The organism is Enterobacter cloacae complex sp. HYC042_NIDB (assembly GCF_056673315.1).
In genome coordinates this window covers 2,312,802-2,326,557 of record NZ_CP109650.1, presented here as the reverse complement: position 1 = coordinate 2,326,557, position 13,756 = coordinate 2,312,802, and the positions used below count along the sequence as shown (strand labels likewise).

The 13,756-nt window shown below is 57.3% G+C and carries 15 protein-coding genes; 10 read left to right on the top strand and 5 right to left on the bottom strand.

Annotated elements, in window-relative coordinates; translation table 11 throughout:
• Positions 1-138: 138 nt before the first annotated feature.
• Positions 139-1,557 (bottom strand): glutamine synthetase family protein, encoded by a 1,419-nt coding sequence (locus OKF39_RS11190; RefSeq protein ID WP_024909135.1) that lies wholly within the window; start codon positions 1,555-1,557, stop codon positions 139-141.
• Between the two features lie 214 nt (positions 1,558-1,771).
• Between OKF39_RS11190 and puuD the strand changes: the two genes are divergently transcribed.
• The 9 genes from puuD (at position 1,772) to OKF39_RS11145 (ending at position 10,606) form a co-directional block, all read left to right on the top strand.
• Entirely contained in the window at positions 1,772-2,536 is a 765-nt protein-coding gene (gene puuD, locus OKF39_RS11185; RefSeq protein ID WP_041912017.1) for a gamma-glutamyl-gamma-aminobutyrate hydrolase, read from the top strand.
• 25 nt (positions 2,537-2,561) lie between these two features.
• A complete protein-coding gene (puuR, locus tag OKF39_RS11180; RefSeq protein ID WP_013096835.1) occupies positions 2,562-3,119 on the top strand; it encodes an HTH-type transcriptional regulator PuuR in 558 nt (185 codons plus the stop codon).
• 157 nt (positions 3,120-3,276) lie between these two features.
• Entirely contained in the window at positions 3,277-4,770 is a 1,494-nt protein-coding gene (gene puuC, locus OKF39_RS11175; protein ID WP_479983775.1) for an aldehyde dehydrogenase PuuC, read from the top strand.
• A complete protein-coding gene (locus OKF39_RS11170) occupies positions 4,767-6,047 on the top strand; it encodes an NAD(P)/FAD-dependent oxidoreductase (protein ID WP_069732357.1) in 1,281 nt (426 codons plus the stop codon). Before puuC ends, OKF39_RS11170 begins: the two co-directional genes overlap by 4 nt.
• 25 nt (positions 6,048-6,072) lie before the next feature.
• Positions 6,073-7,344, top strand: coding sequence for a 4-aminobutyrate transaminase (gene puuE, locus OKF39_RS11165; protein ID WP_479983774.1), 1,272 nt, complete (start codon positions 6,073-6,075; stop codon positions 7,342-7,344).
• 150 nt (positions 7,345-7,494) lie between these two features.
• Positions 7,495-8,982 (top strand): carboxypeptidase M32, encoded by a 1,488-nt coding sequence (locus tag OKF39_RS11160; protein ID WP_126345661.1) that lies wholly within the window; start codon positions 7,495-7,497, stop codon positions 8,980-8,982.
• Positions 8,983-9,130: 148 nt separating this feature from the next.
• Positions 9,131-9,505, top strand: coding sequence for an acid resistance repetitive basic protein Asr (gene asr, locus OKF39_RS11155; RefSeq protein WP_032642591.1), 375 nt, complete (start codon positions 9,131-9,133; stop codon positions 9,503-9,505).
• Between the two features lie 93 nt (positions 9,506-9,598).
• Entirely contained in the window at positions 9,599-9,682 is an 84-nt protein-coding gene (gene ydgU / locus OKF39_RS11150) for a small membrane protein YdgU (RefSeq protein ID WP_023617729.1), read from the top strand.
• A 102-nt stretch (positions 9,683-9,784) separates the two neighbouring features.
• Entirely contained in the window at positions 9,785-10,606 is an 822-nt protein-coding gene (locus tag OKF39_RS11145; RefSeq protein WP_028012967.1) for a trypsin-like serine peptidase, read from the top strand.
• A 38-nt stretch (positions 10,607-10,644) separates the two neighbouring features.
• Here the strand turns inward: OKF39_RS11145 and mdtI are convergent, their stop codons facing one another.
• The 3 genes from mdtI to OKF39_RS11130 form a co-directional block, all read right to left on the bottom strand.
• Positions 10,645-10,974: a multidrug/spermidine efflux SMR transporter subunit MdtI gene (gene mdtI / locus OKF39_RS11140; RefSeq protein ID WP_028012966.1), complete on the bottom strand. Its 330-nt coding sequence runs from the start codon at positions 10,972-10,974 to the stop codon at positions 10,645-10,647.
• Positions 10,961-11,323, bottom strand: coding sequence for a multidrug/spermidine efflux SMR transporter subunit MdtJ (gene mdtJ, locus OKF39_RS11135; RefSeq protein ID WP_028012965.1), 363 nt, complete (start codon positions 11,321-11,323; stop codon positions 10,961-10,963). The genes mdtI and mdtJ overlap by 14 nt, the downstream gene beginning before the upstream one ends.
• A 118-nt stretch (positions 11,324-11,441) precedes the next feature.
• Positions 11,442-11,612 carry a protein YdgV gene (locus OKF39_RS11130; RefSeq protein ID WP_088205359.1) on the bottom strand — a complete coding sequence of 57 codons (171 nt, stop codon included), beginning with the start codon at positions 11,610-11,612 and terminating at the stop codon, positions 11,442-11,444.
• A 133-nt stretch (positions 11,613-11,745) separates the two neighbouring features.
• Between OKF39_RS11130 and OKF39_RS11125 the strand changes: the two genes are divergently transcribed.
• Positions 11,746-12,780 (top strand): AI-2E family transporter, encoded by a 1,035-nt coding sequence (locus OKF39_RS11125; RefSeq protein WP_126345662.1) that lies wholly within the window; start codon positions 11,746-11,748, stop codon positions 12,778-12,780.
• A 3-nt stretch (positions 12,781-12,783) separates the two neighbouring features.
• Here the strand turns inward: OKF39_RS11125 and OKF39_RS11120 are convergent, their stop codons facing one another.
• A complete protein-coding gene (locus OKF39_RS11120) occupies positions 12,784-13,731 on the bottom strand; it encodes a zinc-dependent alcohol dehydrogenase family protein (RefSeq protein ID WP_479983807.1) in 948 nt (315 codons plus the stop codon).
• Positions 13,732-13,756: the final 25 nt, after the last annotated feature.

Genomic DNA, 13,756 nt, shown 5'->3' with positions numbered 1-13,756 from the left:
CCCTGTGCCGCCTGCGCTCCATAACGCGACTCCCGGGAGATAGCTGGCGTGCCAGCGAACGTTTCGGCCAGGCTCCGCGCAGGCCGTTTGGTGATACGTATGCAATGAAACAAAGCGGCCCCTTACCGGGGCACGTCATCAGGCGTTTTTCAGCATCCACTCAATTTCTGTTTCGGTAATCAGGCGTTCAAACTGCAGTAATTCATCATTTTTGCAGGCGTGATAGACGTGGCAGAAACGTTCGCCCAGCCGCTCGCGAAGATGATCGTTTTGCATGAATTCCCACAGCGCATCGCTCTGACGAATCGGGAACGGCAGTCCGTCCTGCTCCAGGCCATTGCCTTCCACTTCTTCCTGCAGGGGTAAATCGTTATCCAGCCCGTGTAGAATGCCGGCAAAAATCGCCGCCATCACCAGATACGGATTCGCGTCTGCTCCCGCCACCCGGTACTCGACCCGATGGTTATGGCGATCGCCGCAGGGGATACGCAGGGCAACGGTGCGATTATTGTGTCCCCATGACGCCTGCGTCGGTACGTACATTCCCGGCTGGAAGCGGCGGTAGGAGTTGACGTTCGGCGCCAGCAGCGCCATGGACGCGGGCATCAGATCGATCATTCCGGCCAGCGCGCGTTTCAGCAGCGCGGAATCCTCGCCGCTGGCGTCTGCGAGCACGTTTTCGCCTCGGTTGTTTTGCATGCTGATGTGAATATGCATCCCGCTGCCTGCATGCTCTTCATACGGCTTTGCCATAAACGTGGCGTGCATCTTATGTTTTTCCGCCATCTGCCTGACGAGACGTTTTAGCGCCAGCGCATCATCGCAGGCGTCGAGCACGTTTTCCGTATGGTGCAGGTTTATTTCAAACTGGCCCGGGGAGGCCTCAGCCACGGCCCCGTCGGCGGGGATCAGCTGCAGCTGCGCCAGTTCGTCAATGTCGTTCAGCACGTCAGCAAAGTGGTTCAGGTTATCAACCGAGTAGACCTGGCTCTGCGTATTACGTACGTCGGTGCCCGGCGCGCAGGGTGGCTGCAGATAGCCGTCGGCATCGCGCTTACGATCAAGTAAATAGAACTCCAGCTCTACCGCTACCACGGGGAACAGACCGCGCTGGCGCAGCTGCTGCCAGAGTCGGTTGAGTACGTTCCGCGGCTCAACGTCAAAGGGAGCGCCATCTTCATCGACCATGGTGAGCTGCACCTGACCAATGTATTCCGGGTCGGCGGCGGACGGCGTCAGGGTACCCGGCACCGGCACGCAGATACAGTCCGGCTCGCCGAGCTCCTGCCCCAGGCCCGCCTCTTCCACGACGTTACCCAAAATGTCCATGGCGAAAACCGATGCCGGGAAATAGCAGCCTTTTTCAAGCTTGCTCAGTCCGGCAACCGGGATGCGCTTGCCGCGAAAACAGCCGTTCAGGTCGGTCAGAAGGACATCAATAAACTGGGTGTCAGGATACTTTTCTAAATAGCGCTTCACTTCCTGCGTAAAGGCGCTGCCCCGCCTCTCATCCGTGTGCTGCACAAAGTTCTCAACTTCTACGATATTGGTTTCCATGATTTACCACCGTTTTTGGGATTTGCGTTCGCTGCTCTGGACTGTCAAATATAATGTCCACCCTATCGAATCTGTATGCAAACAAATTGTTTGTCAAATGTTAAATTAAGTTTGCAAAAGGCAGATCCCGTTGCTAGATTGAGAAAATATTGAACGAAAAGGCCGTTTCACAGGCGAGAATGGCCTAAATTTAGTCCACTTTGTGAGGGCGATCATGGAAAATATAATGAACAAGCCAGTTATTGGCGTAGTGATGTGCAGAAACAGGCTTAAGGGTCATGAGACCCAGACCCTGCAAGAAAAGTACCTGAATGCCATTATTAACGCGGGGGGCTTACCGATTGCCTTACCCCATGCGCTGGCAGAGCCAGAGCTACTTACCGCTCTGCTGCCAACCCTGGACGGGATTTACCTGCCGGGCAGCCCAAGTAACGTGCAGCCGCACCTTTATGGTGAAAACGGCGATGAGCCTGACGCCGATCCCGGGCGAGATCTTCTGAGTATGGCGCTGATTGCCGCCGCGCTCGAAAGGCGCATCCCCATTTTCGCCATCTGCCGGGGGCTGCAGGAACTGGTTGTTGCGACGGGAGGGACGCTGTATCGCCGCCTGTTCGAGCAGAACGACCTGCTTGAACACCGGGAAGATCCTGAACTGCCGGTTGAGCTACAATACGCCCCTTCTCATGAGGTTCAGGTTCAGGAGGGAGGACTGCTGTCTCAATTAATACCAGGCTGTAACACATTTTGGGTAAACTCGTTACACGGGCAAGGTGCACGATCGTTAGGACCACGGCTTCGCGTGGAGGCCCGTTCGACGGACGGGCTGGTCGAAGCGGTCAGCGTTCATGACCACCCTTTTGCCCTCGGCGTGCAATGGCACCCCGAATGGAACAGCAGCGAGTACGCCCTCTCACGTATGTTGTTTGATGGTTTTATCACCGCCTGTCAAAGCCACATTGCCGAGAAGCAACGGCTTTGACCACTACCGTAAAGGAAATGCAACTATGAGCGATGACGGACTGGCGCCAGGGAAACGTCTGTCTGAGATCCGCCAGCAATTGGGTCTCTCGCAGCGGCGTGCCGCCGAACTGTCTGGGTTAACACACAGTGCCATCAGCACCATTGAGCAGGACAAAGTGAGTCCTGCCATCAGTACGCTGCAAAAGCTGCTGAAAGTCTATGGGCTGTCGCTCTCGGAATTCTTTTCGGAACCGGAAAAACCTGATGAACCGCAGGTGGTTATTAATCAGGAAGACCTTATCGAAATAGGCAGTCAGGGGGTTTCGATGAAGCTGGTTCATAACGGAAATCCGAACCGTACGCTGGCGATGATTTTTGAAACTTACCAGCCTGGAACCACGACCGGAGAGAGGATCAAACATCAGGGTGAGGAGATCGGTACGATACTGGAAGGTGAAATAGTGCTGACCATTAATGGCCAGCCTTATCACCTGGTTGCAGGGCAGAGCTATGCCATCAATACCGGCATACCGCACAGCTTCAGCAATACCTCGGCAGGCATCTGCCGCATTATCAGTGCCCATACCCCCACCACGTTCTAATTACCACTCAGTCCCGGCGTAAGCGCGCTTACGCCGGGACAAATAAAAACGATCAATGTCGGCATTCAACGGGTTAATTCCCGGGATGCCCCACGGCTTCGTATTGCCTGAAACGGCCATGCCTTTATTTATCTGATTGCGAAAGAAAGGAGTGAATATGCATTTTCAGCACCTGACTTACTGGCAGGATAAAGCAAAAAACAGCGCCATTGAGACCCGGTTATTTATTAACGGTGCCTATTGTGACGCCGCCGATAATGCCACGTTTGAAACCGTCAATCCCGCTACCCAACAGACGCTGGCGAACGTGGCCCGGGGCAAGCAGGCGGACGTGAACCGCGCGGTTCAGGCCGCACGTGAGGTATTTGAGCGCGGCGACTGGTCACAGGCGTCTCCGGCGCAGCGCAAGGCCGTGCTCAATAAGCTCGCCGATTTAATGGAACGCCACGGCGAAGAGCTGGCCTTACTGGAAACGCTGGACACCGGTAAACCCATCCGCCACAGCCTGCGCGACGATATTCCCGGCGCGGCTCGCGCCATTCGCTGGTACGCCGAAGCGGCGGATAAAGTCTACGGCGAAGTGGCGCCTACGGGTCCGGGCGAGCTGGCGATGATCGTGCGCGAGCCGATCGGGGTTATTGCGGCCATCGTCCCCTGGAACTTCCCGCTGCTGCTGGCCTGCTGGAAGCTGGGCCCGGCGCTGATCGCAGGCAACAGCGTGGTATTAAAACCGTCGGAGAAATCGCCGCTTACCGCCCTGCGACTGGCCGGGCTGGCGAAGGAGGCGGGCCTGCCGGACGGCGTGCTGAATGTGATAAGTGGTTACGGCCACGAAGCGGGCCAGGCGCTGGCACTGCATCCTGAGGTCGAAGTGCTGACGTTTACCGGCTCTACCCGTACCGGCAAGCAGTTGTTGAAGGACGCGGGAGAAAGCAACATGAAGCGCGTCTGGCTGGAGGCAGGCGGCAAGAGCGCCAACATTATTTTTGCCGACTGTCCGGACCTGGACAAGGCCGTGAGCGCGACCGCCGCCGGGATTTTTTACAACCAGGGGCAAGTCTGTATCGCCGGTACCCGCCTGCTGCTCGAAGACAGCATCGCCGATGATTTTCTGGCAAGGCTGAAAGCGCAGGCCCACCGCTGGCAGCCTGGCGATCCGCTCGACCCCGACAGCACGATGGGCATGCTCATCGACGCTGCGCACGCCGATACCGTCCACACGTTTATTCGCGAGGGAACCCGGAAAGGTACGCTGCTGCTGGACGGGCGGGAACAATCATGGCCTTCCGCAGTCGGTCCCACCATTTTTGTCGACATCGACCCTGCCTCCCCGCTGTGCCGGGAAGAGATTTTCGGGCCGGTGCTGGTTGTCACCCGTTTTAAAACCGAAGAGGAAGCCTTGACGCTGGCCAACGACAGTGAATATGGGCTTGGCGCGGCGGTATGGACCCGCGATCTCTCCCGGGCGCACCGCATGAGCCGCCGCCTGAAAGCCGGCTCGGTCTTCGTCAATAACTACAACGACGGTGATATGACCGTCCCCTTTGGCGGCTATAAGCAGAGCGGCAACGGTCGCGATAAGTCCCTGCACGCGCTGGAAAAATTTACCGAACTGAAAACCATCTGGATTGCCCTGGAGCCTCAATCATGACCGAACATACCACCAGCTACTACGCGGCCAGCGCGAACGCTTATGAACCTTTCCCGACGCTTAACGAGTCGATCAGCTGTGACGTGTGCGTGGTGGGCGGCGGCTATACCGGCCTCTCCTCCGCGCTACATCTCTCCGAAATGGGCTACGACGTGGTGCTCCTTGAAGGGGCGCGCATCGGCTTCGGCGCCAGCGGACGCAACGGCGGCCAGCTGGTTAACTCCTACAGCCGCGATATCGACGTGATCGAGAAAAACTACGGGCCCGATGCCGCCAAAGTGCTCGGGAGCATGATGTTTGAAGGCGGGGAAATTATTCGGGAGCGTATCCAGCGCTATCAGATCCAGTGCGACTATCGTCCCGGCGGGCTGTTTGTGGCGCTAAACCATAAGCAACTGGAGACGCTGGAAGAGCAAAAGTCCAACTGGGAACGCTACGGCAACACGCAGCTGGAGTTGCTGGACGCCAGCGCCATCCGCCGGGAAGTCGACAGCGACCGCTATACCGGCGCGCTGCTGGACCGCAGCGGGGGGCACATTCATCCGCTGAACCTGGCGATCGGCGAAGCGGACGCCATTCGCCTGAACGGTGGGCGTGTATATGAACAGTCTCCGGTGACCGCCATTCAGCACACCAGCCCGGCAGTAGTAAGCACGCAGCATGGCCAGGTCACGGCCCGCTACGTGATCGTCGCCGGGAATGCCTATCTGGGCGATAAGATAGAACCGGAGCTGGCAAAACGCAGCATGCCCTGCGGCACCCAGGTGGTGACCACCGCCCCGCTGTCGGAAGAGGTCGCCCGCACGCTGATCCCCAATAACTACTGCGTGGAAGATTGCAATTATCTGCTGGATTACTACCGCCTCACCGCCGACAACCGCCTGCTGTACGGCGGTGGCGTCGTCTATGGCGCGCGCGATCCGGACGATGTGGAGCGCCTGGTGATGCCAAAGCTGCTCAAAACCTTCCCTCAGCTGGCAGGCGTCAAAATCGACTACCGCTGGACGGGCAATTTCCTGCTGACCCTGTCGCGGATGCCGCAGTTTGGGCGTCTGGATAAAAACATCTATTACATGCAGGGCTACAGCGGCCACGGCGTGACCTGCACCCACCTGGCCGGACGGCTGATCTCGGAACTGTTGCGCGGTGACGCTGAGCGCTTTGATGCGTTTGCCAATCTCCCGCACTACCCCTTCCCGGGCGGCCGAAGCCTGCGGATTCCATTCACGGCGATGGGCGCGGCGTACTACAGCCTGCGCGATCGTCTTGGCGTATGATCGTTTCGACAAAAGGGTATCTGACATGAGTAACCAGGAATTTCATCAGCGCAGACTTTCTGCCACCCCGCGCGGCGTAGGCGTAATGTGTAATTTCTTTGCCCGTACGGCGGAGAATGCCACCCTCACCGACGTGGAAGGCAACGACTATATTGATTTCGCCGCCGGGATCGCGGTGCTGAATACCGGCCATCGTCATCCTGAACTGGTGGCCGCAGTGGAAAAACAGCTTCACCAGTTCACCCACACGGCCTACCAGATTGTGCCGTATGAAAGCTATGTTTCATTAGCCGAGAAACTTAACGAGCTGGCCCCGGTCCAGAGCCCGGCCAAAACGGCGTTCTTCACCACGGGCGCAGAAGCGGTGGAAAACGCCATTAAAATCGCCCGGGCCCACACCGGCAGACCGGGCGTGATTGCCTTCGGCGGAGGCTTCCACGGCCGAACCTATATGACCATGGCCTTAACCGGCAAGGTCGCGCCTTATAAGCTGGGATTTGGCCCCTTCCCGGGGTCGGTTTATCACGTGCCGTATCCCTCCGAGCTGCACGACATCACGACGCAGGATGCCATCACGGCGATAGAACGCCTGTTCAAAGCGGATATTGAGGCGAAACAGGTGGCGGCGATTATTTTTGAACCCATTCAGGGTGAAGGCGGATTCAACGTCGCCCCGCCAGAGCTGGTGGCCGCCATCCGCCGAATCTGTGATGAGCACGGGATCGTGATGATTGCAGACGAAGTGCAGAGCGGCTTCGCCCGTACGGGTAAACTGTTTGCCATGGAACACTACGTGGACAAGCCCGACCTGATGACGATGGCGAAAAGCCTGGCAGGCGGAATGCCGCTGTCTGGCGTGGTGGGTCGCGCCGAAATCATGGACGCGCCGGCTCCCGGCGGTCTGGGGGGGACCTATGCAGGCAACCCGCTTGCGGTGGCCGCCGCGCACGCGGTGCTGAAGATTATCGACAACGAGTCACTGTGCGCCCGCGCCTGCCATCTGGGGGATCGACTGAAAGCCACGCTGGAGGAGATTCAGGGCACCTTCCCTGCGCTCGTGGCGATAAGGGGAAGAGGATCGATGATTGCGGCGGAGTTTTTTGATCCCGAGAGCCGTGAACCGTCGGCCGCCATCGCGCAGGCGATCCAGCAAAAGGCGCTCGCCCAGGGCCTGCTGTTATTGATCTGCGGCCAGTACGGCAACGTGATCCGCTTCCTTTATCCGCTGACCATTCCGGATGCTCAGTTCAACCAGGCGCTGGCGATCCTGCAACAGGTTATGCGCGATAAGTCCTGAGTGCCCACCGAAAACCGTCACCCGGAATGCCGGGGACGGTTTCAACGGAGGAGATCGGCACAGCTTTCCTCCGTGTGGGAAATGTTGGGGAATTTGGTCTGTTTCATTGTATGCTCCCTGAAACACATCCCCGGCATGAGGAAATAAGAATTGCAAAAAACATCAGCCTATCAGTCACTTGTGAAAACCTTCCAGCGCCTCTCACGCTTCTCGCACCTCTCCTCCATCGCCAGCTGGGACATGTTCACCATGATGCCGCCAGGCGGCAGCGCCGCGCGCGGTGAAGCGCTGGCAGAGATGAGCGTCCTGCAACATCAGATCCTGACCGATAAAAAAGTCGGCGACCTGTTAGCGGCCGCAGCAGGGGAAGATCTGAATGACGTCGAACAGGCCAACCTGCGTGAAATGACGCGACAGTATCAGCAGGCTACCCTGCTGCCGGAATCGCTGGTGGAAGCCAAATCCCTGGCGGGCAGCAGATGCGAGCACGCCTGGCGTACGCAGCGTCCCGCGAACGACTGGCAGGGCTTTTCCGCCAACCTGAAAGAAGTGGTGAAACTCAGCCGTGAAGAAGCCCGCCTGCGCGCAGAAGCCAAAGGCTGTACGCCGTACGACGCGCTGCTGGATATTTTTGAACCGGACATGACCAGCGCGCGCCTGGACGTGCTGTTTGGTGATATGAAAACCTGGCTGCCGGACCTGCTGGCAAGCGCGGTGGAGAAACAGGCTCAGCGGTCGTTCGTTCCGCCGCAGGGCCCCTTCCCGACGGCAACCCAGCGCGAACTGGGTCTGGAAGCCATGAAGATGCTCGGCTTCGATTTCAACGGCGGTCGCCTGGACGTGAGCGCGCACCCGTTCTGCGGCGGCGTACCGGAAGACGTGCGCATTACCACGCGCTATGATGAGGACGAGCTGCTCAGCGCGCTGTTTGGCGTGATCCACGAAACCGGACACGCGCGCTACGAACAAAACCTGCCGCGCGCGTGGGCAGGCCAGCCTATTGCCCTGGCCCGCTCAACCGCGATCCACGAATCCCAGAGCCTGTTCTTTGAGATGCAGCTGGGACGCAGCGAAGCCTTCCTTAAGCACCTCCTCCCAGCCGTTCACGCCCGCTTTGGCAGCCAGGCGGCGTTTAGCGAAGAGAACTTTATCGCCTGGAACCAGCGCGTGAAGCCAGGCTATATCCGCGTCGATGCCGACGAAGTGAGCTACCCGGCACACGTGGTGCTGCGCTATGAGATTGAGCGCGCGCTGATCAACGGCGAGATCGAGGTGGACGATATCCCCGCCCTGTGGGATGAGAAAATGCAGGCCTGGCTCGGATTATCCACCAAAGATAACTACCGCAACGGCTGCATGCAGGATATCCACTGGACCGACGGCGGTTTTGGCTACTTCCCATCCTATACGCTGGGGGCCATGTATGCCGCGCAGCTGTTCCATGCGGCCAAAACGGCGCTTCCGGGACTGCAGGCCTCCATCGCTGAGGGCGATTTTTCCGCCCTCTTTGAGTGGCTGCGTCAGAACATCTGGCAGCACGGTAGCCGCTTTAGCACGTCGCAGTTAATCACCCAGGCGACGGGGGAAGATCTGAATATCCGCTACTTCCGCGAACACCTGACCTCACGCTACCTGTAATGATAAGGCCGGGGTTCTTCCCCGGCCTTGTACATATGGTTACACGCCGATACCAATCACTCACGGAAACCCCGAATTTACAGGGATATAGTTATTTCAACGGCCCCGCAGTGGGGTTAAATGAAAAACCAAATTCGAGGGTATGAACATGAAAAAAGTATTAGCTCTGGTTGTTGCCGCTGCTATGGGTCTGTCTTCTGCTGCGTTTGCTGCTGAAACCACTGCTGCACCAGCTGCTGCGGCGCCTGCTGCAACGACCACCGCGGCGCCAGCAAAAACCGTACATCACAAGAAACACCACAAAGCCGCTAAACCGGCTGCAGAGCAAAAAGCGCAGGCAGCTAAAAAGCACCACAAAAAAGCCGCTAAACCAGCCGTAGAGCAGAAGGCTCAGGCTGCGAAAAAGCACCACAAGAAAGCCGCTAAACCAGCCGTAGAGCAGAAAGCCCAGGCTGCGAAAAAGCATCACAAAAAAGCAGTAAAACACGAAGCTGCTAAACCAGCTGCACAGCCAGCTGCGTAAGCGTACAAGCTTAACCGTGCCCTGCGGGGCACGTTGGTAAACCGGCGCTGAACCGGAAAAGGTTCTGCGCCGTTTTTTTTATCCGGAGGGCGTATGCTGCGACGCTATCGGTTTGAGCTGATTCTTATCCTGCTTATTTTATGCGCGCTCATCGCCAGCCGCTTTTATCTTTCCTGACTGTAGCACGCTGATTTTACTCCCACTTTAGCGCCGTCCCGTCTATAGTATTTTCATAGGGTTCACTTTTAATAATCATAATTACCCCCACCAGAGTGTGATATGCGTAAATCTGTTGTGTTGTTGCTGGGAACGTTTGGCCTTTTTTCTGGATTTTCACAGGCGGATGATGGCGGTGATAACGCCATTAGCGCGAAAGAGCTAAAGACGCTTTTTTTCGGTCATGACGATCGTACTCGCGTCACCGATCCTACCCAGGCTCCCTGGGACGCTATAGGCCAACTGGAAACCGCCAGCGGCAACCTGTGTACCGCGACGTTAATCACCCCGCAATTAGCGCTGACGGCGGGCCACTGCCTGTTGACGCCACCCAACGGTAAGCCAGACAAAGCGGTTGTCTTACGATTTGTGTCGCAAAAAGGGATCTGGCGCTATGAAATCCACGGCATTGAAGGCCGGGTTGATGCTTCTCTTGGGAAGCGTCTTAAACCGGATGGCGACGGCTGGATTGTGCCGCCCGCGGCAGCCTCGTGGGATTTTGGCCTGATTATTTTGCGCTACCCGCCTTCGGGCATTACGCCGCTGCCGTTATTTGATGGCGATAAAGCGGCGCTCACCGCCGCGCTGAAAGCCGCCGACCGCAAGGTGACGCAGTCAGGCTACCCGGTCGATCATCTGGATGCGCTTTACACCCACACGGACTGTATCGTGACGGGCTGGGCGCAGACCAGCGTGCTTTCCCATCAGTGCGATACGTTGCCGGGCGACAGCGGTTCACCGCTGATGCTGAAAACCGATAACGGCTGGCAGTTGATTGGGGTTCAAAGCTCCGCCCCGGCGGCGAAAGACCGCTGGCGAGCCGATAACCGGGCCTTATCCGTCACCGGTTTTCGCGATAAGCTGGAAGCGCTGGCTAAAGAGTAAGCCAGCGCGGCTGTCTGTGAATCAGGGTTACCAATTGATCAGGCGAGTTTTATCATGATCATGCCCGCCAGCAGCAAGATCAGCCCTATCCAGCCTTTATTATTTAAACGCTGCCCGAAAAGCACCCACCCTGCGGCCAGGGTGGCGGCGATACCAAAACCGCCCCACAGCGCATAGGCCACGGACAGATCGATACCTTTGACCGCCTGTGACAGGGCGCTGAACGCCCCCAGCACTGCGGCAATCGACATCAGGCCATAAACCTTACGGCGAAAGCCGTCAGAGAATTTCAGCAGAACGTTCGCCAGAATTTCCAGCACGATGGCGAAGCCCAGCCAGGCCGCATGAACCCATTCAAACTGTTGCATGGTTCTGCTCCTTCTGCTGTTTTGTCGGTTTACGGGTACCTGATTTAATCAGCACGATACCCGCGACCAGCGTCGTTAACCCGGCGACCTTCATTGTTGTTAATGTTTCGTCGAATATCAGAACGCTGAACAGCGTAATCAATAAAATACCGATCCCTTCCCACAGCGCATAGGCCACACCCAGCGCAATTTTCTTCACCGCAAATGAGAGGAAAATATAGGAAAGGGATATCATCACCAGCATTAAAATAAAACCGGTATTGCCCTCGCTGACGCTTGCCCATTTCATTGACAGCGTGCCGGTAATTTCAGCGAGGATAGCCAGGGCTAATAAGATCCAGTAAAACATGTTTTTCTCCTGCTTGAGAATATAATCCATCGTGGCCCGCTGCATGCAGCAAACCAAAAAAATATGAAATTAAATCAGATAGCTAAGCGCGTAGCGCCAGCTCAGGCAGAAGAGGTGACTATAGTGCGGTGCGCCAGTGTTGCTCACCAGCAATCAGGCAGAAGGAGGTAGAAAATAGAGCAGCGTTGTTTGAAGAATAGGTCCTGAACAAATTGTCCATAAAATTACAATTATCCGCGTTGTTGCTTCTCGTCTTTGCGGATGAAAATTGTCCTCGGTAGTTGAACACGCCAAATTTGTACCATAACTGAAGATTTTACTCAAAGTCTTTTCAATTCTTTACCCATCCCGTTTGATTTTGGTTAGTTTATTGCAGGACGTTTACCCTCTATTATAAATAAAACGCGTTTTTTGGAGTCACCATGGCTAAACCCATTATTACCCTCAACGGGTTAAAAATTGTCATCATGCTGGGCATGCTGGTGATCATACTCACGGGCGTTCGTTTTGCCGCCGACATCATTGTGCCCTTTATTCTGGCCCTGTTTGTTGCGGTGATCCTTAACCCACTGGTCCGGCGCATGACGCGGCTGCGCATCCCGCGCGTGCTGGCAATTACCCTGCTAATTAGCGTCATTATTTTCGCCATGGTGTTACTGGTTGCGTATCTGGGTACCTCGCTGAACGAACTGGCGCGAACGCTGCCGAAATACCGTTCCTCGCTGGCGATACCGCTGCTGCAGCTTGAGCCCTGGCTTCAGCGCGCGGGAATAGAAGTTTCGGTTGAGGAGCTTCTTAAATATATCGACCCTAATGCGGCCATGACCATCGTCACAGGCCTGCTGACGCAGCTTTCCAATGCCATGACCTCCATTTTCCTGCTGTTTTTAACGGTGGTGTTCATGCTGCTGGAGGTGCCACAGCTGCCCGCAAAGTTACAGCAAATCATGGTTCGTCCGGTTGAAGGAATGGGCGCTATTCAGCGCGCGCTGGACAGCGTTTCACGCTATCTGGTACTGAAAACCGTCATCAGCCTGGTCACCGGGGTGGTGGTCTGGGGAATGCTGGTGGCGCTGGACGTCCGCTTTGCGTTCGTCTGGGGGTTACTGGCATTTGCGCTCAACTACATTCCTAACATCGGCTCCGTGCTGGCGGCAATCCCCCCTATTCTTCAGGTGCTGGTGTTCAGCGGACTTTATGATGCGCTGATTCTGCTGGCCGGCTATCTGGCGATTAACCTGGTATTCGGGAATATTCTTGAACCGCGAATGATGGGGCGTGGGCTGGGGCTTTCAACGCTGGTCGTCTTTTTGTCCCTGATTTTCTGGGGCTGGCTGCTCGGCCCCGTAGGCATGCTGCTCTCCGTTCCGCTGACCATCATCGTGAAGATTGGTCTGGAACAGACGGCGGGCGGGCAAAGCATCGCCGTGCTGCTGAGCGATATGAGCCATCAATAGCCGTCATTCCGCCATCGACATGAGGGGCTTGCTTGCCCTTCCTCCTTCACAGTATGCCCTGAGCGCCCTCTGCCAGTCCGTCAGAGGGTACACCGTTCCGGGGCTGTATTCACTGGCGCGCATCCGGGGCCAGATTTGATCGAACTCCGCGCGCCACGCCTCTGCGCTGAGCCCATCCAGATAGTTACGAATATGGAACCACGCCACGCGCGGCAGGGGCCGTTGCTGGCGGAAGGTCTGCCCGGAGAGCAGCCCGTAGCAGACAAATATGCCCAGCTCCGGCAGCACGCTCAGGATCGCTTCCGCCAGCGCCCCGCCGGTTGCATCGTAAACGACGTCGGCACGCGCGGCAACGGAGAGAATCCGCTGCATGTCATGCTGTGCGACAGGAACGATCCCCATCGCCGCCAGCCGTTCAGCGTGAACGGGCGAACGATGAATACCGTACACCGCCTCTGCCCCCGCCAGACGCGCCCACTGCCCGAGCAGGATGGCGCAATCCGAACCGGCGGCCGTGAGCAGCACCCGCTTTCCCCGCGGTGGATAGTGGCTCAACATCATCTGCGCCGCCAGCGGGTTGATATAGGCCCGCGCGGCCAGGCGTGAATCGACATCATCAGGCACGGGGATCGCATACTCTGCCGGGCAATCCGCATAGCGCTGCCAGGTGCCCTGCCCGCGCAGCGGCAGAACGCGTTTACCCTGCAGATGCGCAAAAGACGCGGGCGCCTGAATGACAACGCCGACGCCTTCATACCCCGCGACGGCGGGCAGCGGGGTTCTGTGGCGGTAAGCGCCGGTAATGGGAATGAGATCGGACGCGTTCACCGGCGCATACAGCATTTGCACGCGGAGGTGTCCCGGCGCAAGCGCGCCCGGCGGCGCAGTTTCAGGTTGCAGAGCAGATTCTGGCTCGCCAAAACGGCGATACCAGAGGGCCAGATTTTCCATTACGATCTCACGGCTGACGGCGGAA

Excerpts from the sequence above, each read along its gene's own strand:
- OKF39_RS11190 (WP_024909135.1), bottom strand. The coding sequence starts at position 1,557 with ATGGAAACCAATATCGTAGAAGTTGAGAACTTTGTGCAGCACACGGAT.
- puuD (WP_041912017.1), top strand. The coding sequence starts at position 1,772 with ATGGAAAATATAATGAACAAGCCAGTTATTGGCGTAGTGATGTGCAGA.
- puuR (WP_013096835.1), top strand. The coding sequence starts at position 2,562 with ATGAGCGATGACGGACTGGCGCCAGGGAAACGTCTGTCTGAGATCCGC.
- puuC (WP_479983775.1), top strand. The coding sequence starts at position 3,277 with ATGCATTTTCAGCACCTGACTTACTGGCAGGATAAAGCAAAAAACAGC.
- OKF39_RS11170 (WP_069732357.1), top strand. The coding sequence starts at position 4,767 with ATGACCGAACATACCACCAGCTACTACGCGGCCAGCGCGAACGCTTAT.
- puuE (WP_479983774.1), top strand. The coding sequence starts at position 6,073 with ATGAGTAACCAGGAATTTCATCAGCGCAGACTTTCTGCCACCCCGCGC.
- asr (WP_032642591.1), top strand. The coding sequence starts at position 9,131 with ATGAAAAAAGTATTAGCTCTGGTTGTTGCCGCTGCTATGGGTCTGTCT.
- ydgU (WP_023617729.1), top strand. The coding sequence starts at position 9,599 with ATGCTGCGACGCTATCGGTTTGAGCTGATTCTTATCCTGCTTATTTTA.
- OKF39_RS11145 (WP_028012967.1), top strand. The coding sequence starts at position 9,785 with ATGCGTAAATCTGTTGTGTTGTTGCTGGGAACGTTTGGCCTTTTTTCT.
- mdtI (WP_028012966.1), bottom strand. The coding sequence starts at position 10,974 with ATGCAACAGTTTGAATGGGTTCATGCGGCCTGGCTGGGCTTCGCCATC.
- mdtJ (WP_028012965.1), bottom strand. The coding sequence starts at position 11,323 with ATGTTTTACTGGATCTTATTAGCCCTGGCTATCCTCGCTGAAATTACC.
- OKF39_RS11125 (WP_126345662.1), top strand. The coding sequence starts at position 11,746 with ATGGCTAAACCCATTATTACCCTCAACGGGTTAAAAATTGTCATCATG.
- OKF39_RS11120 (WP_479983807.1), bottom strand. The coding sequence starts at position 13,731 with ATGGAAAATCTGGCCCTCTGGTATCGCCGTTTTGGCGAGCCAGAATCT.